Source organism: Sphingopyxis sp. JAI108 (genome assembly GCF_013410105.1).
Taxonomy (GTDB): domain Bacteria; phylum Pseudomonadota; class Alphaproteobacteria; order Sphingomonadales; family Sphingomonadaceae; genus Sphingopyxis; species Sphingopyxis chilensis.
Map to the genome: position 1 here is coordinate 1,578,559 of NZ_JACCCJ010000001.1, position 19,019 is coordinate 1,597,577.

The following is a 19,019-nucleotide window of genomic DNA, read 5'->3' on the forward strand; positions in this document are numbered from 1 at the left end:
TACAACGCGATGGCGGAGCGGCGGGTGTTTGGGGGGGCGGCGGTGCGGCGGGTGCGGCGCGAGGCTGGGATGACTCAGGCTGGGATGGCCGAGGCGCTCGATATTTCGCCAAGCTATCTCAACCTGATCGAGAACGGGCAACGCCCGCTCTCCGCCACGGTGCTGGTGAAGCTCGCCGAACGCTTTGGGTTCGACGCCGCGACGCTGGGCGGCGAGGAAGTGCCGGGGGGCGCGGCGGGGCTGCGGCGCCGGCTTGCCGACTCGCGCTTCGCCGATCTGGCGATCGGGGCCGAGGAGGTCGAGGAGTGGCTGCAGTCCGCGCCCGCGACCGCCGCGGCCTTTGCACGGCTGTTCGATGCGGCGCCCGAAGGCCCGGTGGAAGGGGACGGCGATGCGCCCGAAGTTGCCGCGGTGCGCCGCGCGATCGAGAAATGGCGCAACCATTTCGCCGACCTCGACGCGAAAGCCGAGGAACTGGCCGACGAACTGCGGCTCGCGGGCGGCGACCTTTACGGCACCATTGCCGAGCGTTTGCGCACGCGGCATCAGCTCGGCATCCGCATATTGCCGAGCGACGTGATGCCCGACCGGCTGCGCTGGCTCGACTGGCACGCGCGGCAATTGATGCTGAACGAGCTGCTGCGCCCCGCCTCGCGGACTTTTCAGGCCGCGGCGACGCTGGCGCAGATCGAAGCGAAGGGCGAGATCGACGCGCTCGTCGCGGGCGCCGAATTTGCCGAGGCGGCGGCGGCGCGGCTGTTCGAGCGGCATCTGGTCCATTATTTCGCCGCGGCGCTGATGATGCCCTATGGCCGCTTCCTGCGTGCATGCGACGCGACGGGGTACGACCTGCTGCTGCTCCAGCGGCGTTTTGGAGCGGGGTATGAGCAGGTCGCGCACCGGCTGACGACGTTGCAGCGTGTCGGCGCACGCGGGCTGCCCTTTTTCATGCTGCGGATCGACCGCGCGGGGCAGGGGAGCAAACGTTACGCGGGCGCGAGCCAGTCGCCGCTGACCGACGGCGATGCGCGCTGTCCGCTGTGGGGGGTGCACGAGGCCTTTGCGCGGCCGGGCGAGGTGGTTGCCGACCTGGTCGAGCTGGAGGACGGATCGCGCTGGTTCACCCAGTCGCGCTCGGTCGCGGCACCGGGCGCAACGGGCAGCGGCACGCCCGCGCGCTTTGCGGTATGCGTCGGCGTCGATGCCAAAGTGGCGGCGCCGCTGATCGCCGCGCGCGGGGTCGATCTGATGCGCAGCCCCGCGACGCCGATCGGGCTCGGCTGCCGCCGCTGCACGCGCACCGGCTGCATCCAAAGATCGATGCCGCCGCGCGGGCGCCCGTTGCGGTTCCGCGATGGCGAGCGCGGGGTGAGCGCCTTTGATTTCGCGGGCGATTGACCGGCGCGCATATGGGGGTTTGCTTAAACTGGCACGCATAGTGTCGTTATCAGCAGGGTGCGTGTCTATCAGGCGGCCGCAACGGGACCCGAAATGCTTGTACGAATCCAGCGAGAGGACGTCGAAATCGGCATGTTCGTCCACGCCTTTGAGGGGTCGTGGTTCGATCATCCCTTCTGGCGTCGATATTTCCGCATCGAGACGGAAGAGCAGCTCGACCGCATCCGCAATTCGGCGATCGACGGGCTGCTGATCGACGACGCGCTTGGCGTCGGGCTGCGCGAGGCGGCGGCAGCGACCAAACCCGAAAGGGAGCCGGGACCGCGCCGCAAGCCGGCGGCTCGCAAGAAGTTCCGGGACGAAACGCGCGCGCCGCGCGCGCAAACGACCTTCGCCTTCGCGCAGGAGGAAGCCGACACCCCGCGCCGACGACGCGGTTATGCCGCCGAGTGTCGCCGCGCGCAGCGGACGATCGACCGGACGCGCGATGCCGTCGCGGGCATGTTCGACGCCGCACGCCTGGGCCGCGCGGTCGAGGTGCGGCAGATGGTCCGGCTGGCGAGTTCGATCGGGGCGTCGATCGAGCGCGATGCCAAGGCGCTGATCAACCTGGTCCGGCTGAAGGAGAAGGACGAATATACCTATCTCCATTCGGTCGCGGTGTGCGCGTTGATGATCAATTTCGCGCGCCACCTGGGGCTCGATCCGCAGGAGGTCGAGGATATGGGCGTCGCCGGACTGCTCCACGACGTCGGCAAGGTCGCGGTGTCCGACGCGATACTGAACAAGCCCGGCGGGCTTTCCAAGGGCGAAATGCGGTCGGTGCGCGAACATCCGGTCGCGGGACACCGCTTGCTTGCAAGCTCGGCCGGCGCGCCCGACCTCGCGCTCGAACTCTGCCTGCGTCACCATGAAAAGATCGACGGCACCGGCTATCCCGGCGGGCTGAAGGGCGACGAACTGTCGCTCGCCGCGCGCATGGGGGCGATTTGCGACGTGTATGACGCGGTGACGTCGAACCGGCCGTACAAGGCGGCGTGGACGCCGTGCGAGGCGCTGACCGAAATGCGGACGTGGGAGGGGCATTTCGACCCCGCGCTGCTCGACCGCTTTGCCGACAGCCTGGGCATTCACGCGATCGGCACACTCGTCCGGCTGTCGACAGGCGAACTGGGCGTCGTCGTCGGCAGCGCGGGCGAGGCGGGCGAAAATGTCGTCGTGCGCGCCTTTTTCGATTGCGCGATGCTGAGCGAGATCGCGCCGGTCGACCGCACGGTCGCCCCGTCGAGCGAGCATCCGCGAATCATGGGCCGCGAAAGCCCGACCTTCTGGCGCTTTCACGACTGGGATGTCCTGCGCTTCCGGGTTCTCGCGGCGGCGCCGGACGCCCAGCCCGCGCCGGAAAGCGTCTCACGCTGACCCTGCGATCCGCCTTATAGGCTGCCGTTCCGCATCCTTTCGCGCGCCGAGCCGTTGACCCTGCTCGAACTGCGAGGACGAGCTTTTGAAATTCATCACGATTATTCCCTGCCTGCTGTTGGTCGCGGGCTGCAATGCGCCGGACCAAGACCGTTCGGGCGAGCCGCCAACGACAGCGGAGGCGGCCGATGCGGACTCGCTCCGGTTCGCGGATGCCGACACGGACGCGGCGCCCTTTGCCGCGCCGCCAGTCTTTCGCGCGCAGGTCCGTCTCGATCGTCTTGGTTTTTCGCCGGGCGTGATCGACGGCAAGGAAGGCGAGTCCTATGTCGCTGCCTTGCGCGGTTTCCAGAACGCGCGCGGGCTGGAGGAGAGCGGCGAACTCGACCCGGCGACCGAACGGGCGCTGCAAGAGGGCGGCGAGGCTCCGGCGATGCGTATGGTCGTCATCCCCGCTGGGTTCGCGAAGGGGCCGTTCGTTCCGGCCTTTCCGAAGGATGCCGCCGATCAGGCCAAATTGCCCGCGCTCGGCTATCGCAACCTGACCGAGGCATTGGCCGAGCGCTTTCATACGACGCCCGAGGTACTGGTCGCGCTGAACAGCCCGTCGACGCTGGTCGGCGCGGGGCGCCCCTTTCGCGTTCCCAACATCCCCGACGTCGATGTTCCCGTGATGGGCGAGGACCCGCGCGGCTGGAACGGCACGCTCGAACGGCTGGGCGTCGCGCCGAAGCAGATCGCGGCCGCCAAAATCGTCGTCGACAAATCGGAAGGCGTGCTGAAAGTCTATGACGAGGCTGACAAGCTGGTCGCGCAATTCCCCGCGACGATGGGCAGCCGCCACGACCCGCTGCCGATCGGGACGTGGAAGATAAAGGGCGTCAGCCGCAATCCCGACTTCCACTATAATCCCGAGCTGTTCTGGGACGTGAGCGACAGCAAGGAGGCGGTCGTGCTGCAGCCGGGGCCGAACAGCCCGGTCGGGGTCGTGTGGATCGATCTCAACAAGCCGCATTACGGCATTCACGGCACGAGCGAACCGCACACGATCGGACGCGCCGAAAGTCATGGCTGCGTCAGGCTGACCAATTGGGATGCCGCCCGGGTGGCGCAAATGGTCAAACCCGGAACGCCCGCCATCTTCCAGAATTAGGGACAGATCCGATCGGGCGCTTCGCCGCCGCGCGGGGCGAAGCGCCCGATAACGGTCAGGCCTTTTGCGCCGCCACCCAGCGGTCGATCACGCCCGCCAGCACCTCGATCGGCATGGCGCCCGCCGACAGCGCGGTGTCGTGGAAACCGCGCAGGTCGAACTTGTCGCCGAGCGCGGCCTTTGCCTTTTCGCGGATCGCGACCCAGCGCGTTTGCCCGACCATATAGCTCGTCGCCTGACCCGGCCACACGCAGTAGCGCTCGATCTCGGTGACGTTCGACCCTTCGGGGGTGCCGAGCGAGTCGTTGTAATAGGCGATCGCCTTCTCGCGGCTCCAGCGATAATGGTGCAGCCCGGTATCGACGACAAGGCGCGCGGCGCGGAACATATAGGATTGCAGATAGCCGAGCTGGCCCCACGGGTCGTTTTCATAGACGCCCATCTCGTCGGCGAGCTGCTCGGCGTAGAGGCCCCAGCCCTCGGTATAGACCGAATAGGCGGGCAGGCGGCGGAGGCGGGGGATACCCTCTGCCTCCTGCGCGAGTGCGATCTGGTGGTGATGGCCCGGCGTTGCCTCGTGATAGGTCAGCGTCGGCAGCGTCCACGACGGGTTTTCGGCGGTGTCGCGCAGGTTGATATAATAGGCGCCGGGGCGCGAGCCATCGAGCGCGGGAATCTGGTAATAGCCGCCGGGGGCGCCGGCCTCGATTTCGGGCGGCACGCGGCGGATGTCGCACTTGGCTTTCGGCAGACGGCCGAAGGCCTCGGGCAGGCGGCGCTGCATTTCCTGAATCTGCTCGTTGAGCTTCGCGATCAGGTCGGCCTTGCCCTTGTCGGTGTTGGGATAGAGAAAGCGCGGATCCTTGCCGAGCGCGAGCATGCGTTCGGCGACACTTCCCTTGGTCATGCCCTGCGCCTTGAAGATCGTGTCGGCGCGGGCGGTCAGCGCCGCCATGCGGTCGAGCCCGAGCTTGTGCACCTCCTCGGCCGACATGCCGGTCGTGGTCGCGAAGCGCAGCGCATAGGCATAATATTCGTCGCCCTTGGGCAGGCGCCAGACGCCGGCGTCGTGGGTCGCGCGCGGGCGCACGGCGCGAAGCTCGTCCGCCTGGCGGCGCATCGCGGGATAGATTTTGCTTTCGACCAGCGCGGCACAGCGCCTGGCCCAGTCGCCCGGGATATCTGCGGTCTTGGTCTTGAGGTTGGTGGTCAGGATATTCGCGTCGGGCACGGGTTTCCAGATATTGTCGAACAGCGCGAGCGTGCGGTCGATGACGAAGTCGGGCGGGATGATGCCCGCGGCATGATCGGCCTTGATGCGTCCGGTTTCATTGTCGAGCTGAACCGCGAAATCGGCGCAGCGCGCAAGATAGGCCTCGGCATCGGCGGCGTTCGCGACGCTGTGCTGGTTGGTGAGGAAGTCGGGGATCGAGCGGTAGGTGCCGCTGAGCTGCGTTACCGGATGCGGTTCAGGCCAGCTGTGAAGTCCGTAAGAGAAGTTGTCGTAAGCCTTGACATAATCCTCCCACGGCCCGCGGAAGGTTTCGTAGTTGACGAGGTCCATGCCCGACAGTTTCGCGGGGTCGATCGTTTTCAGTTCCGCAAGGCCGGTGCGATAGAGATCGTGGCCGCGCTCGATGCCGGCGGGCGAGCGGTCGGCGAGCTTGGCCTTGGCTGCGGCCCGGTCGCCCTTGTCGAGGCCGAGCGCGGTCGCGAATTCGGGGTCCTGATCGACGAGCATGTCATAGATGCGTTCGTAGATCGCGGTCAGCCGCTCCCCTTCGCTTCCGGGCGCGGCCGGCGCGGCGTTGGCGGCCGAGCGCATGGCGGCGAGCAGCGAGGAAGCGGCCGCGGCGGCGAGCAGGGTACGACGTTCGAGCATATTCGATTCTCCGGACGATAGATTGGGTGCGCGTCCTGGCCGACCCGCAATGGGTGTATTGTTATAGCAAGTCACCGGCTGCGCAAGAGGCGGATGCGATTATCCGGGCGCGCGGCGATCCTGTTCCGGGTGAACGGGGGTGTGGCGAAGGCGGAGGTCGCAGGCTTTGCCACTTCGTCATCCCGGCGAAAGCGGTGGTCCAGAGCGCGCGCAGGCTGATCCCGCGCCGGGTTTCCCGCTTGCGCGGACATGACGAATGACGATGGTTGGCGTGGAAGCGTCCGCTGCCCACCCCGAAGCCGGGCGACGCGTCAGGCGTCGGTCATGTCGAGGAGCGTGCGGGCGTCGAGGCCGATGCGGCGCATCTGTTGCGCGACCGGGGGCCATACATTGGCAAGGAAATCGGCGCGCATCAGGTCGCGCAGCCGCTCGGTCGCGCCTTCGGCAACGAACATGCCGACCCCGCGCTTGACCGTGACGAGCCCCTCGTCCTGAAAGGTCTGATAGGCTTTCGCGACGGTCAGCGGGTTCGCGCCTTCTTCCGCAGCGAGCGAACGCACCGAGGGAAGCATGTCGCCGTCGCGATAGCTTCCGTCGAGGATGGCGTTGGCGATGACGTCGCGCAGACGCTGGTACACGGGTTTGGACTGATCGAGCATGCCGCCTTAATGCCATAAGACAGCAGCACAGTCAAATTCGGCTTATTACAATTCAGGTTCAAAAACTGAAACTAAATTTCCCAGACGTGAACGACTTCATCATATTCGGGGCGCGGGCGTTCGTCGAGGTCGCGCGAAGGCGTGCCGAAGAAGAAATAGCCGACAATCTTGTCACCTTCGCCGGCGCCGAACGCCGCCGCCACGTCGGGGCTGAACGCCGCCCAGCCGGTGAGCCAGCTGCCGACGAAGCCGTGCGCGTGCGCGGCGTGGAGCAGGTTCATGCCGACGGCGCCCGCCGACATCTGTTGTTCCCACAGGGGGATCTTGGCGCCGGGGACGGGGGTCGAGAGGAGCACGAGCAAGGTCGGCGCCTGATGCGCGAACTGGTCGAGCGCCGAGAGGTCCATGCCCGCCGCGCCGGGATTTTCGGCGACCCATGCCGTTTTGAGCAGCGCCGCGAAGGCGTCGCGCTGGTCGTCGGCGATGGTGACGATGCGCCAGGGCGCGAGCTTGCCATGGTCGGGGGTGCGCAGCGCGAGCGCGATAATGTCGTGCAGCGTGGCGGCATCGGGGCCGGGCGCCACCATGTCGCGCGCCTTGCCCGAGCGGCGCGTGGAAAGATGGGCGAGGAGCGAGGAGGTGTCGTTGAACATGGTGCGCCATGTGGGCTTTTCTGCGCCCCCGCGCAAGTGTTGCGAACCATTCGCAACAGTTTTGGGCCCGGTCCAAGCGGTTTCAGGCGCAATTAGATTCTTCCCATACGCAATTTTCGCGCTAGGTTGCCCCATTCGCGCGGCGGGAGGCCGTGCTCAAGATAATCGATAAAAGGGACGCTTTGATGAAAGATATAGGCCTTTGGGACGAAGGCGACTGGATCGCGGTGATCGCGCTGGTCGTGCTGGGGATATTCCTGACCGTCGGGGCGCTGATCGCGGGGAGCAAGAAACCCGAATTCGCCGGCCATCCCAAGGGCCTCTACATGCTCTTCTTTGCCGAGATGTGGGAGCGTTTCTCCTATTACGGCATGCGCGCGCTGCTGATTTTCTACCTGACCCAGCACTGGCTGTTTTCGGACGGCAAGTCGAACCTGATCTACGGCGCCTATACCAGCCTCGTCTATATCACCCCGGTGCTCGGCGGCTATCTGGCCGACCGCTATCTGGGGCAGCGCAAGGCGGTGCTGTTCGGCGGCGTGCTGCTCGCGCTCGGCCACCTCTTCATGGCATTCGAGGGCGTCGGCGGGCAGGAGGATGCGACGATCAACGTCTTCTGGCTCGCGCTCGCGCTGATCATCGTCGGCTCGGGCTTCCTCAAGGCCAATATCTCGGTGATGGTCGGGCAGCTCTATCGCCTGACCGACATGCGCCGCGACGCGGCCTACACCATCTTCTACATGGGGATTAACGTCGGCGCCGCGCTCGGCACGATCCTCGTCGGCTATCTGGGGCAGAAGATCGGCTGGGCCTATGGCTTCGGCCTTGCGGGCATCGGCATGGTCGCCGGCCTGATCGTCTTCGTGCTCGGCAAGAATGTGCTGCTCGGCGCGGGTGAAGCCCCGGCGCAGCTCGCGCGCAACAAGGAAATGACGATCTATGCCGTCGGCCTTGGCGCGGTGGCGGTGATGTGGGCGCTGGTCCAGTATCAGGATATCATCCAGAACCTGCTGATCGTCTCGGGCCTCGCGCTGCTCGGCTATGTGCTTTACGAGAGCTTCAAGCTCGACAAGGAACCGCGCGAGCGCATGTTCGCGATCCTGTTCCTGATCGCGCTCAATCCGCTGTTCTGGGGCCTGTTCGAGCAGGCGGGCGGCAGCTTCAACCTCTATACCGACCGCTATGTCGACAAGGGCGGCGTGCCCGCGTCGGTGTTCCAGTCGATCAACCCCATCTATATCATCCTGTTCGCGCCGGTCTTTGCCGCCTTGTGGCAATGGCTCGGCAAGAAAGGCCTCGAACCGTCGGCGCCCGCAAAATTCGCGCTGGCGCTGGCGCAGGTCGGCCTCGGCTTCCTCGTCTTCGTGTGGGGCGCGAGCAGCGTCGGACCCGAAGTGGCGACGCCGGTGCTGTTCGTCTTCCTGCTCTATCTTCTCCACACGACCGGCGAGCTGTGCCTGTCGCCGGTGGGGCTGAGCGCGATGAACCGCCTCGCGCCGACCTTCCTCGCCTCGCTGATCATGGGCGCCTGGTTCTATATGACCGCGGTCGGCAATTTCGTCGCCGGCAAGATCGGCGAAGCGACCGGCGGGCATGACGGCGCGATGACCAAGGATGCGACGCTGGGCATCTATTGGCAGATCGGCCTGATTACCATCGGGGTCAGCGTCGTCGTGCTGGCGCTGTCGCCGATCGTGAAGAAGTGGATGCACCTCGACACGCTCGCCGACCGCGACCCGGCCATTCCGGGCAGCGGCGAACTTGGCGAGCCGCAGGCCGCCGGCACCCATCCCAAAGGGGCGTAATCAATGATCAAAGGTGTGAAGGGCAGCCTGCTGGCTGCGGTGTCGCTGGCGCTCGTCGGTTGCGCGGCGACCGGCAAGGAAACGGCCTCGGCGAGCGACAAGCCCGCCGAAAAGCCAGCGAAGTTCAACAAGGACCCTTATCCGTCGACCTACAAGGGGTATCCGACGCGGCTGACGGTCGTGAAGGGCGTCACCATCTTTGACGGCGAGGGCGGGCGCATCGACAATGGGTCGATCGTGATGTCGAGTGGCAAGGTCACGTCGGTAGGCGGCCCCGATATGGAGCTGCCGACCGACGCCGATGTCATCGACGGCACGGGCAAGTATCTGACCCCCGGCGTCATCGACATTCACAGCCATCTTGGCGACTATCCCTCGCCCAGCGTCGACGCGCACTCCGACGGTAATGAAGCCACCGCACCGACCACCCCCGAGGTCTGGTCCGAACATAGCGTCTGGCCGCAGGATCCGGGGTTCAGTCGCGCGTTGGCGAACGGCGGCGTCACCAGCCTGCAGATCCTGCCGGGCAGCGCGAACCTGATGGGCGGGCGCTCGATCACGCTCAAGAATGTGCCGTCGCGTACCGTGCAGGGGATGAAATTCCCCGGTGCGCCCTATGGCCTGAAAATGGCGTGCGGCGAGAATCCGAAGCGCGTTTATGGCGGCAAGGGCCGGATGCCCTCGACCCGCATGGGCAATTTCGCGGTCAATCGCGCGACCTGGGCGAAGGCGGCCGCCTACAAGAAGAAGATGGACGACGGGAAGGCGGTCGACCGCGACCTCGCGATGGAGACGCTCGCGGGCGTGCTGTCGGGCGAAATCCTGATCCACAACCATTGCTACCGCGCCGACGAAATGGCGCTCGTCATCGATATGTCGAAAGAATTCGGCTATAAGGTGTCAACCTTTCACCACGCGGTCGAAAGCTACAAGATCGCCGATATCCTTGCCAAGGAAGGCATTTGTTCGGCGATGTGGGCGGACTGGTGGGGCTTCAAGATGGAAGCCTATGACTCGGTCCCCGAGAATATCCCGCTCGTCTACAAGGCTGGCGCGTGCACCATCGTCCATTCGGACGACGCCAACCAGATCCAGCGGCTGAACCAGGAAGCGGCCAAGGCGCGCGCCGCAGGGCGCCGCATCGGCATCGACGTCAGCGACGAGATGGCATGGACCTGGCTGTCGTATAACCCGGCAAAGGCGCTGGGGATCGCCGAGCAGACGGGCAGCCTGAAGCCCGGAAAGATGGCCGATGTCGTATTGTGGAACGGCAATCCGTTCAGCGCCTATACGCGCCCCGAAAAGGTATGGATCGACGGCGCGTTGATGTTCGACGCGATGGACCCCAAGCGGCGGCCGGTGAGCGATTTCGAGCTGGGCCAGCCGGGCGAAGGAGATGTGAAATGAGAAATCTCTTCGCCGGGATCGCTTTGATTTCCTTGATGGCTGCTGCCGTTCCGGCGGCGGCGCAGGACGTCGCGATCACCAACGCGAAGCTCGTCATCGGTGACGGCAGCGCGCCGATCGAGGGCGGCACCGTCGTCGTGCGCGGCGGCAAGGTCGTCGCGGCGGGCGCGGGCGTCGCCGTGCCAGCGGGCATCGAGCGCGTCGACGCGCAGGGTAAATATGTGACGCCGGGAATCGTCGCGGCGTTCAGCCGCGTCGGGCTGACCGAGGTCGATGCCGTCAGCGGCACCAACGACCGATCGGCGCCGCGCACGCGCTTTTCGGCGGGGCTCGACATCGCGCCCGCGCTCAATCCGATGGGCTCGCCCGTTGCGGTGAACCGCGCGTCGGGCGTCACGCGCGCGATCGTCGCGCCGGGGGGCAGCAGCAATCTGTTCGCCGGGCAGGGCGCGGTCGTCGACCTCGCCGACGACATGGACATGGTGACGCGCCCGCGCGCGCTGCAATATGTCGCGTTCGGTGAAGATGGCGCGTCGAAGGCGGGCGGCAGCCGTGCCGCGACCTTCCTGTTGTTCCGCGAACAATTGCTCGCGGCGCGCAGCTATGCGCGCAACCCCGCGGTGCTCGCCGAATGGGGCAATGACGCGATGATCCAGCGCGCCGACGCCGACGCGCTCGTCCGCGTGATCGACGGGACGACGCCTTTGTTCGTGCGCGTCGACCGCGCGGTCGACATCGTCAATGTGCTGAAACTGAAGGGCGAGTTCCCCGCGTTGAAGCTCGTCCTCGTCGGCGCGACCGAAGGCTGGCTCGTCGCGCGCGAGATCGCCGCGGCAAAGGTGCCCGTGCTCGTCTCGCCGCTCACCGACCTGCCGTCGAGCTTCGAGCAGCTCGGCGCGACACAGTCGAACGCGGGGCGGCTCAAGGCCGCCGGCGTCGATGTGTCGGTCGGCGTGTTCGACGACGATGACGCGCACAAGATGGGCTATGCGACGCAATATGCGGGCAACCTCGTCGGCCTTGCGCGCGTGCCGGGGGCGAGCGGGCTGAGCTGGGATCAGGCCTTCGCCTCGATCAGCAGCGTGCCCGCGCGCGCGGTCGGCATGGAGGCCAGCATCGGGTCGCTGCGTCCGGGCCGCGCCGGCGACGTCGTGATCTGGGACAATGATCCGCTCGAACTCGGTAGCCGGCCGACCGCGGTGTGGATCGACGGCAAGGCGCAGTCGCTGACGACGCGGCAGGACCGGCTGCGCGACCGGTACGAAACCCCGCAGGAAGGGGCGCTGCCCAACGCATACGACTGGTAGGTCCGTCTTGCACTTCGTCATCCCGGCCCCTTCGACCGACTTGCAGGCGCTCAGGGCAGGCTTCGCCGGGATGACGAGCGGTGCGCGCGGAATAGTTACGCGCCATGTTGACGCTGTTATCTTTGTGGCGGATGGTGCCGGCGACGCCGTCGCGATTCGCAAGCTGACGCGGCCTCGGCGTCGAGCAATATTGCTCGATGAGGGAATTCGCCATGCAACCGATGTCGCTTCTGATCGTCACCTGCGTCCTGTTCGTCGGATCGCATCTTGTCCTGTCGCACCCGCTTCGCGACGGGCTCGCGGGGCGGCTGGGGGAGCGCGGGTTCCAGATCGTCTATTCGGTGGTCGCGATCGCGACGCTGATCCTGGTGGTGCAGGCGTGGCGCGGGATGCCGCCCGAGCCGCCCTTGTGGATCGTCGATGACCCGCTGTGGATACTCGCCTCGCTGATCGTGCTGTTCGCGAGCATCCTGTTCATCGGGTCGCTGATCGGCAATCCGGCGCTGCCCGCGCCGCACGCCGCGCGGGACGCGGCAGCCGCCCCGCGCGGGGTGTTCGCGATCACGCGGCACCCGATGATGTGGGGTTTCGCGCTTTGGGCAATTGCGCATGTCATGGTGGTGCCCACGCCGGGACAGATCGCGCTCTCCGCGACGATTGCCTTCCTCGCGCTCGTGGGCTCGGCAGGGCAGGATGCGAAAAAGGCGCGGCTGATGGGCGAGGCCTGGCGCGGCTGGGCGGCGCGAACAAGCTTCATGCCCTATGCGCGGCAGGTCGCCGGCGCGGCGCCGTGGAGCGACACGATCCCGCGGCCGCACGCGCTCTTTGGCGGGATATTGCTTTGGATCGCAGCGACATGGGCGCATGGTGCGCTCGGCTATATGGTCGCCGGCATCTGGCGATGGGTCGGATAGGGTGGAATGAATACGAGCACGCATCTCAACGATTTGTCGCTGCGGTTGCTCGGGCGGGCCTTCGACCAGCTCGATGTTGCGGAGCGCCGGGTGGTCGAGGCGATCGGGCAGCGCGCGCCGAGCAGCCGCGATGCCGCCGATATCGAGGATGCACAGGCAAGCGCGGGCGACCGGCTCGCCGACAAGGTTGCTGCCGTGGGCGGGTCGTGGGGCTTCATCATCGCCTTCGCGCTCATCCTGTTCGGCTGGATGCTGCTCAATTCGGAAGTGCTCCAGCATTTCGGGCTGGCGTTCGACCCCTATCCCTTCATTTTCCTCAATCTGCTGCTCTCGACGCTCGCGGCGGTGCAGGCGCCGATCATCATGATGAGCCAGAACCGGCAGGCAGCGAAAGACCGGCTGACCGCGAGCGTCGATTACGAGATCAACCTGCGCGCCGAGCTGGAGATCATGCGGCTGCACGAAAAGATCGACCAGATGCGGATCGCCGAACTGGCGGTGAAGATCGATGCGCTGTGCGCGCGGATGGATGGGGACGACGGGTAGGCGGGCGGTTTCGGGGTGGTTATCGGTCGGTCGTGCACCCCGGCGAAAGCCGGGGCCCATTGCGGGAATATGCCAGGATAGCGTCATCTTTCTGGACCCCGGCTTTCGCCGGGGCACACATCTCTATCGGCAACCTCCGCTCGAAAGCCGCATTGCGCCAATAAAAAGGGGCCGCAGCGCGGCCCCTTTTGTCTTTCCCGTGAAAGCCCCGCTCAGCGCTTGTCGACGGGGACGAACGGACGGTGCGCCGGGCCGGTGTAGAGCTGGCGCGGGCGGCCGATCTTTTGCGCGGGGTCGGAGATCATTTCGTTCCACTGCGCGACCCAGCCGACGGTGCGGGCGAGCGCGAAGAGCGCGGTGAACATCGTCGTCGGGAAACCGATCGCCGACAGGATCACGCCCGAATAGAAATCGACGTTCGGGAACAGCTTCTTTTCGATGAAATAGGGATCGCTCAGCGCCATTTCCTCGAGCTGCAGCGCGACCTCGAACACCGGATCGTTGACCTTCAGCGCGTCGAACACCTCGCGCACCGTCTTTTGCATCACGGTCGCGCGCGGGTCGTAATTCTTGTAGACGCGGTGGCCGAAGCCCATCAGGCGGAACGGATCGTCCTTGTCCTTTGCGCGCGCGATATATTCGGGAATGCGTTCGGGACGGCCGATTTCGCGCAGCATGTTGAGCGCGGCTTCGTTCGCGCCGCCGTGCGCGGGGCCCCACAGGCAGGCGATGCCCGCCGCGATGCAGGCGAAGGGATTGGCGCCCGACGAACCGGCGAGGCGGACGGTCGAGGTCGATGCGTTCTGCTCGTGATCGGCGTGGAGGATGAAGATGCGGTCGAGCGCGCGCTCGACGGCGGGAACAACCTCATATTCCTCGGCCGGAACGCCGAAGGTCATGCGCAGGAAATTGCCCGTGTAGCTGAGCTTGTTGTCGGGATAGACGAAGGGCTGGCCGACCGAATATTTATACGCCATCGCGGCGATCGTCGGCATCTTCGCGATCAGCCGGTGGCTGGCGACCATGCGCTGGTACGGATCGTGGATCTCGGTCGAATCGTGATAGAAGGCCGAAAGCGCGCCGACGACGCCGCACATGACGGCCATCGGGTGCGCGTCGCGGCGGAAACCGCGATAGAAGGTCGCGAGCTGCTCGTGCAGCATCGTGTGGCGGGTGATGGTGTTGTCGAATTTCGCGAGTTCGTCGGCGTTCGGCAGCTCGCCGTTGAGGAGGAGGTAGCACACCTCCATGAAGCTCGAATTTTCGGCGAGGTCGCCGATCGCATAACCACGGTGGAGGAGGACGCCTTCGTCGCCATCGATATAGGTGATCTCCGATTCGCAGCTCGCGGTCGAGGTGAAGCCGGGGTCGTAGGTGAAGGCGCCCGTCTGGGCATAGAATTTGCGGATATCGACCACATCGGGGCCGACGGTGCCCGACAGGACAGGGCTGTCGACGGTCTTGTCGCCGAGCGTGATTTTCGCGGTGTCGGTCATATTATGTTCCCTGTTCTGACGGCGGGGAGAGTGAGTGGCTATGCCCCTGCCGGATAATGTTGCGCTGCGTCAAGTCGCGCCAGACTGACTTCGCGTCCGAGCAACAGCAGCACGTCGAAAATTCCCGGGGAAACGGTTCGGCCGGTTAGCGCCGCGCGCAGGGGTTGTGCCAGCTTGCCGAGCCCCAGTTCGGCGGCTTCGGCCTCTGCACGCACGGCGGCATCCAGCTCTTCTGTCGTCCAGTCGTCCAGCCCGCGCAGCCGCTTTGTGACGGCGGCCAGCAGGCCTCCGGGCGAGGCCTTTAGCACCTCGGCCGCCTTTTCGTCCATCGCCAACGGGTCCGGCTGGAAAAGGAAAGTCGCCCCGTCGGCGATCTCGTCGAGCGTCTTGGCGCGCGGCTTCAGCGCGGCCATCGCGCGCGTCAGCAAATCGCGATCGGCGTCGCCCAGCGCGCGCCCGACGAGCTTTTCGACGCGCGGCGCGACGAGGCCCGCAAGGCGGGCATCCTCGGCCTCGCGGATGTAGTGGCCGTTGAGATTCTCGAGCTTCTTGAAGTCGAAGCGCGACGGCGATCGGCCGACATGATCGAGGTCGAACCACTCGGTTGCCTGCGCGCGGCTGATGATCTCGTCGTCGCCGTGCCCCCAGCCGAGGCGGAGGAGATAATTGTTCACCGCTTCGGGCAGATAGCCCATGTCGTCGCGATAGGCATCGACGCCGAGCGCGCCGTGCCGCTTCGACAGCTTCGCGCCGTCGGCGCCGTGGATCAGCGGAACATGGGCGTAGACGGGCTCGCGCCAGCGCATCGCGCGAAGCAGCGCCAATTGGCGGAAGGCGTTGTTGAGATGGTCGTCGCCGCGAATGACGTGGGTCACGCCCATGTCGTTATCGTCGACGACGACGCTGAGCATATAGGTCGGCGTGCCGTCGCTTCTGAGCAGGATGAAATCGTCGAGCTCGGCGTTCTGGACGGTGACCTCGCCCTGCACCCGGTCGGCGATCGTCACCGCGCCGTCCTGCGGCGCGCGGAGGCGGAGGACGTGGGGCATCGACGGGTCACCGTCGTCGCGATCGCGCCAGGGGCTGCGGACACGGAAAGGCTGGCGCTTTTCCTGCGCCTCGGCGCGCATCGCGGCGAGCTCGTCCTGCGTCAGATAGCAGCGATAGGCTGCGCCGTTGGCGAGCAGTTCGTGCGCAACCTCGGCATGGCGCGGTGCGCGGGCGAACTGGTACACGGTCTCGCCGTCCCAATCGAGATCGAGCCACTGCATCCCGTCGAGAATCGCGTCGATCGCGGCGTCGGTCGAGCGTGCGCGGTCGGTATCCTCGATGCGGAGCAGGAACTTGCCGCCGTGATGGCGCGCGAAGAGCCAGTTGAACAGCGCGGTGCGCGCGCCGCCGATGTGCAGATAGCCGGTCGGCGAGGGCGCGAAGCGGGTCACGACGTCGGCGCCCGTCGCTTCGGGGGTCGCTTCGACCGCTTTGGGTTGGTTTTCGGTTGCCACTACGGCCTCTTTCACTCACTTTGCCGCCCTGTTGGACGGGGATCGGGGGTGCCCCTAGCATGGCGACAAGTCCGCTTCAAACGCCCATTTCGACGCGCTGGGCGGCGGCCGCGCGACGGGCGGGCGAAGCGCTGGAAGCGCGTCTCGAAGCCGAGCGCGAACGGATCGGGCTCTGGCTTCCCGTTGCGTTGGGCGCGGGGATCGCTGCCTGGCTTGCCTTGCCTGCCGAGGCGCATTGGACCGGACTGTTGCTCGCGCTGGCGGCGGGCCTGCTGTTCGGGCTGCTGATCGGTTGGCAGAGCCGGCTCGGCCGCACGCTCGTCGTCGGATGCGGCGCCGCGGCGGCGGGCGTCCTGCTGATCTGGATCCGCGCGCTGTCGGTCGCGGCGCCCGTGCTCGCGGCGCCGGTGACGACCGCATTTCCCGCCGTCGTCGAGCGCGTCGAGCTGCTTCCGGCCAAGGGACAGGTCCGCATCCTCGCGCTGCCGCAGCGGCGAAGCGACCTGCCGCCGCGCGTGCGCCTGACGCTGCGCGCCGAGCAGGCGGCGGGGCTTGCCGAGGGCGAAACGATCGGCGTGCGCGCGCGGCTGATGCCGCCGCCGACCGCGAGCCTGCCCGGCGGCTATGATTTCGCGCAGCGCGCGTGGTTCGACGGCATCGGCGCGGTCGGGACGATATTGGGCGACGTGTCCCGCGTGCCGGGGACGGGCGCGGCCTCGCCGCCGCTGCGCGCGCGGCTGAGCGCGCATATCCATGGCGAAGTCGAGGGGTCGGCGGGCGGCATCGCGGCGGCGCTGGTGACGGGCGATCGCGGCGCGATCGGCGAAGCCGACGAGGAAGCGATGCGCCGCAGCGGGCTGGCGCACCTGCTGTCGATCAGCGGGCTGCACGTGACCGCCGTGGTCGGCTTTGCGATGCTGCTGGCGATGCGGCTGTTTGCGCTCAGCCGGCGGCTGGCGCTCGCGGGCTATGTGCTGCCGCTCGCGGCGGCCGCGGGGGCGATCGCAGGCGGCGGCTATACCTGGCTCGCCGGCGCCGAGGTGCCGACCTTGCGCTCGTTCATCGCCGCGCTCCTCGTCCTCGTCGCCTTTCTGATGGGGCGCGAGGCGCTGACGCTGCGGCTGGTCGCCGCGGGCGCGTTGATCGTGCTGGTCTGGCGGCCCGAAGCGTTGGCCGGGCCAAGCTTCCCGCTGAGCTTTGCCGCGGTGACCGCGATCGTCGCACTCCATGAAAGCCGGCCGATGCAGCGTTTCCTCGCGCGCCGCGAGGAGCCGCGGGCGTTCCGGCTGGGTCGCGGGGTGGCCGGGCTGCTGATCACCGGGCTGGTCGTCGAGGTCGCGCTGGCGCCGATCGCGCTGTTCCATTTCCACAAGGCGGGGCTTTATGGCGCGCTTGCCAATGTCGTCGCAATCCCGCTCACGACCTTTGTCATCATGCCGGCGGAGGCGCTCGCGCTCCTCTTCGACAGCGTCGGGCTGGGCGCGCCCTTCTGGTGGGTCGCCGAACAGGCGCTGAAAGCCCTGATCGCGTTGGCGCATGGCGTGGCCGACGCGCCCGGCGCGGTCGCGACGCTGCCGAGCTTTCCGCCATGGGGCTTTGCCCTCGCGGTCTTCGGCGGGCTCTGGATTTTGCTGTGGCAGACGCGCTGGCGCACCGCCGGGGCGGTGCCGCTGGCGATCGGGGCGGCGGCACTGCTCGCCGCGCCGCGCCCCGACCTTCTGATCACCGGTGACGGGCGCCATATCGCGGCGGCGCTGCCCGATGGCGGCTATGCGCTGCTGCGCGACCGCGCGGGAGACTATGTTCGCGATACGGTCGCCGAGGCGGGCGGCGTCGACGCGCCCCTATTGTCGCTCGCCGAGCTGGACCATGTCGAGTGCAATCGCGATTTCTGCCGCTGGACGCAAGGCGAGGGCAGGGCGCGGCGCGTCATCCTGGCGTCACACGGGCGCGACCGGATCGACGGCGCGGATATGGCCGCGGCCTGCGCCGCCGCCGATGTCGTGATCAGCGACCGCTGGCTGCCGCGCGAATGCACGGCACGCTGGATGACGATCGACCGCGACAGCCTTGCCGAAACCGGCGGGCTGGCGCTTTATCTGGGCAATAGGCCCCGCGCCGTCGCCGCGCTGCGCGCGGGCGACGAGCATCCGTGGCGGCTGCCGCAGCAGCTTAGTGGTAACGACGAAGCAATCCCGACAGGCGCCCTTGCACGATGACGCGTTCGGCGGGGTAGCGCTGCGGCTCATAGGCGCTGTTGGCGGGGTCGAGCCGGATCATCTGGCCTTCGCGGCGGAAATATTTGAGCGTTGCGTCCTGCCCGTCGACGAGCGCGACGACGATATCGCCCTCGCGCGCGGTGCTCGCCTTCTGGATCAGCGCATAGTCGCCGTCGAAAATGCCCGCTTCGACCATCGAGTCGCCCGATACCTCGAGTGCATAATGTTCGCCCGACCCGAGGAGCGCGGCGGGGACAGCGAGATTGTTGTGATCCTCGAACGCTTCGATCGGCACACCGGCGGCGATCTTGCCGTGGAGCGGCACCTCGACGATGTCGTTCGCCGCGATCGGCCGCATCGCCGGCGGGTTTTTGCGCAGCGGCACGACATTTTCGCGCAGCGGCGCCGCGGATTTCGCCGCTTCGGGCACTTTCAGCACTTCGAGCGCGCGCGCGCGATTGGGAAGGCGGCGGAGGAAACCCCTTTCTTCCAAGGCGCTTATCAGCCGGTGTATGCCCGATTTCGACTTGAGGCCGAGCGCCTCCTTCATCTCTTCGAACGAGGGCGAAATGCCGCTCGAGTCGAGGCGTTCCTGGATGAAGTGGAGCAGTTCATGCTGCTTCGCGGTCAACATCGGTCGTTCTCCATGATGACCC

At 66.8% G+C, this 19,019-nt stretch carries 15 protein-coding genes; 9 read left to right on the forward strand and 6 right to left on the reverse strand.

Annotated elements, in window-relative coordinates; genetic code table 11:
* Positions 1-9: 9 nt before the first annotated feature.
* The 3 genes from HDC29_RS07595 (at position 10) to HDC29_RS07605 (ending at position 3,970) form a co-directional block, all read left to right on the forward strand.
* The gene (locus tag HDC29_RS07595) at positions 10-1,398 is read left to right on the forward strand and encodes a short-chain fatty acyl-CoA regulator family protein (protein WP_179495873.1); all 1,389 of its coding nucleotides are present in this window, start codon (positions 10-12) and stop codon (positions 1,396-1,398) included.
* Between the two features lie 93 nt (positions 1,399-1,491).
* Positions 1,492-2,817 carry an HD-GYP domain-containing protein gene (locus tag HDC29_RS07600; RefSeq protein ID WP_179495875.1) on the forward strand — a complete coding sequence of 442 codons (1,326 nt, stop codon included), beginning with the start codon at positions 1,492-1,494 and terminating at the stop codon, positions 2,815-2,817.
* Positions 2,818-2,902: 85 nt separating this feature from the next.
* Positions 2,903-3,970: a L,D-transpeptidase gene (locus tag HDC29_RS07605; RefSeq protein WP_179495877.1), complete on the forward strand. Its 1,068-nt coding sequence runs from the start codon at positions 2,903-2,905 to the stop codon at positions 3,968-3,970.
* A 55-nt stretch (positions 3,971-4,025) separates the two neighbouring features.
* Here the strand turns inward: HDC29_RS07605 and HDC29_RS07610 are convergent, their stop codons facing one another.
* The 3 genes from HDC29_RS07610 to HDC29_RS07620 all read right to left on the reverse strand — a co-directional run bounded on the left by HDC29_RS07610 (position 4,026) and on the right by HDC29_RS07620 (position 7,164).
* Positions 4,026-5,852, reverse strand: a complete 1,827-nt coding sequence (locus HDC29_RS07610) for a DUF885 family protein (RefSeq protein ID WP_179495879.1) — start codon at positions 5,850-5,852, stop codon at positions 4,026-4,028.
* A gap of 311 nt (positions 5,853-6,163) precedes the next feature.
* Positions 6,164-6,511, reverse strand: coding sequence for a GntR family transcriptional regulator (locus HDC29_RS07615; RefSeq protein WP_179495881.1), 348 nt, complete (start codon positions 6,509-6,511; stop codon positions 6,164-6,166).
* A 71-nt stretch (positions 6,512-6,582) separates the two neighbouring features.
* On the reverse strand, positions 6,583-7,164 hold the full coding sequence (locus HDC29_RS07620; RefSeq protein ID WP_179495883.1) for a nitroreductase: 582 nt from the start codon (positions 7,162-7,164) through the stop codon (positions 6,583-6,585).
* A gap of 185 nt (positions 7,165-7,349) precedes the next feature.
* Between HDC29_RS07620 and HDC29_RS07625 the strand changes: the two genes are divergently transcribed.
* From HDC29_RS07625 to HDC29_RS07645, 5 genes are all read left to right on the forward strand, one after another.
* A complete protein-coding gene (locus tag HDC29_RS07625) occupies positions 7,350-8,969 on the forward strand; it encodes a peptide MFS transporter (RefSeq protein ID WP_179495885.1) in 1,620 nt (539 codons plus the stop codon).
* A 3-nt stretch (positions 8,970-8,972) separates the two neighbouring features.
* Positions 8,973-10,376: an amidohydrolase gene (locus HDC29_RS07630; protein ID WP_179495887.1), complete on the forward strand. Its 1,404-nt coding sequence runs from the start codon at positions 8,973-8,975 to the stop codon at positions 10,374-10,376.
* Complete coding sequence (locus HDC29_RS07635; protein WP_179495889.1) at positions 10,373-11,683, forward strand: amidohydrolase family protein; 1,311 nt, start codon at positions 10,373-10,375, stop codon at positions 11,681-11,683. The genes HDC29_RS07630 and HDC29_RS07635 overlap by 4 nt, the downstream gene beginning before the upstream one ends.
* 212 nt (positions 11,684-11,895) lie before the next feature.
* Positions 11,896-12,597 carry an NnrU family protein gene (locus tag HDC29_RS07640; protein WP_179495892.1) on the forward strand — a complete coding sequence of 234 codons (702 nt, stop codon included), beginning with the start codon at positions 11,896-11,898 and terminating at the stop codon, positions 12,595-12,597.
* Between the two features lie 6 nt (positions 12,598-12,603).
* Positions 12,604-13,143 (forward strand): DUF1003 domain-containing protein, encoded by a 540-nt coding sequence (locus HDC29_RS07645; protein WP_179495894.1) that lies wholly within the window; start codon positions 12,604-12,606, stop codon positions 13,141-13,143.
* A 212-nt stretch (positions 13,144-13,355) separates the two neighbouring features.
* On the opposite strand, the gene HDC29_RS07650 is transcribed toward HDC29_RS07645, so the two are convergent.
* Positions 13,356-14,639, reverse strand: coding sequence for a citrate synthase (locus HDC29_RS07650; RefSeq protein WP_179495904.1), 1,284 nt, complete (start codon positions 14,637-14,639; stop codon positions 13,356-13,358).
* 38 nt (positions 14,640-14,677) lie between these two features.
* Positions 14,678-16,144 (reverse strand): glutamate--tRNA ligase, encoded by a 1,467-nt coding sequence (gene gltX / locus HDC29_RS07655; RefSeq protein ID WP_179495906.1) that lies wholly within the window; start codon positions 16,142-16,144, stop codon positions 14,678-14,680.
* Positions 16,145-16,203: 59 nt separating this feature from the next.
* Here gltX and HDC29_RS07660 point away from each other — a divergent pair, with 59 nt between their 5' ends.
* The gene (locus HDC29_RS07660) at positions 16,204-18,363 is read left to right on the forward strand and encodes a ComEC/Rec2 family competence protein (protein WP_179495908.1); all 2,160 of its coding nucleotides are present in this window, start codon (positions 16,204-16,206) and stop codon (positions 18,361-18,363) included.
* Here HDC29_RS07660 and lexA read toward each other — a convergent pair.
* Positions 18,317-18,997, reverse strand: coding sequence for a transcriptional repressor LexA (lexA, locus tag HDC29_RS07665; protein ID WP_179495910.1), 681 nt, complete (start codon positions 18,995-18,997; stop codon positions 18,317-18,319). The genes HDC29_RS07660 and lexA overlap by 47 nt on opposite strands.
* Positions 18,998-19,019 lie beyond the last annotated feature (22 nt).

Bases quoted from the DNA above. Each gene is read 5' to 3' on its own strand.
- HDC29_RS07645 (WP_179495894.1), top strand. From the start codon at position 12,604: ATGAATACGAGCACGCATCTCAACGATTTGTCGCTGCGGTTGCTCGGG.
- HDC29_RS07615 (WP_179495881.1), bottom strand. From the start codon at position 6,511: ATGCTCGATCAGTCCAAACCCGTGTACCAGCGTCTGCGCGACGTCATC.
- HDC29_RS07595 (WP_179495873.1), top strand. From the start codon at position 10: ATGGCGGAGCGGCGGGTGTTTGGGGGGGCGGCGGTGCGGCGGGTGCGG.
- HDC29_RS07625 (WP_179495885.1), top strand. From the start codon at position 7,350: ATGAAAGATATAGGCCTTTGGGACGAAGGCGACTGGATCGCGGTGATC.
- HDC29_RS07610 (WP_179495879.1), bottom strand. From the start codon at position 5,852: ATGCTCGAACGTCGTACCCTGCTCGCCGCCGCGGCCGCTTCCTCGCTG.
- HDC29_RS07600 (WP_179495875.1), top strand. From the start codon at position 1,492: ATGCTTGTACGAATCCAGCGAGAGGACGTCGAAATCGGCATGTTCGTC.
- lexA (WP_179495910.1), bottom strand. From the start codon at position 18,997: ATGTTGACCGCGAAGCAGCATGAACTGCTCCACTTCATCCAGGAACGC.
- HDC29_RS07630 (WP_179495887.1), top strand. From the start codon at position 8,973: ATGATCAAAGGTGTGAAGGGCAGCCTGCTGGCTGCGGTGTCGCTGGCG.
- HDC29_RS07660 (WP_179495908.1), top strand. From the start codon at position 16,204: ATGGCGACAAGTCCGCTTCAAACGCCCATTTCGACGCGCTGGGCGGCG.
- HDC29_RS07620 (WP_179495883.1), bottom strand. From the start codon at position 7,164: ATGTTCAACGACACCTCCTCGCTCCTCGCCCATCTTTCCACGCGCCGC.
- HDC29_RS07640 (WP_179495892.1), top strand. From the start codon at position 11,896: ATGCAACCGATGTCGCTTCTGATCGTCACCTGCGTCCTGTTCGTCGGA.
- HDC29_RS07635 (WP_179495889.1), top strand. From the start codon at position 10,373: ATGAGAAATCTCTTCGCCGGGATCGCTTTGATTTCCTTGATGGCTGCT.
- HDC29_RS07650 (WP_179495904.1), bottom strand. From the start codon at position 14,639: ATGACCGACACCGCGAAAATCACGCTCGGCGACAAGACCGTCGACAGC.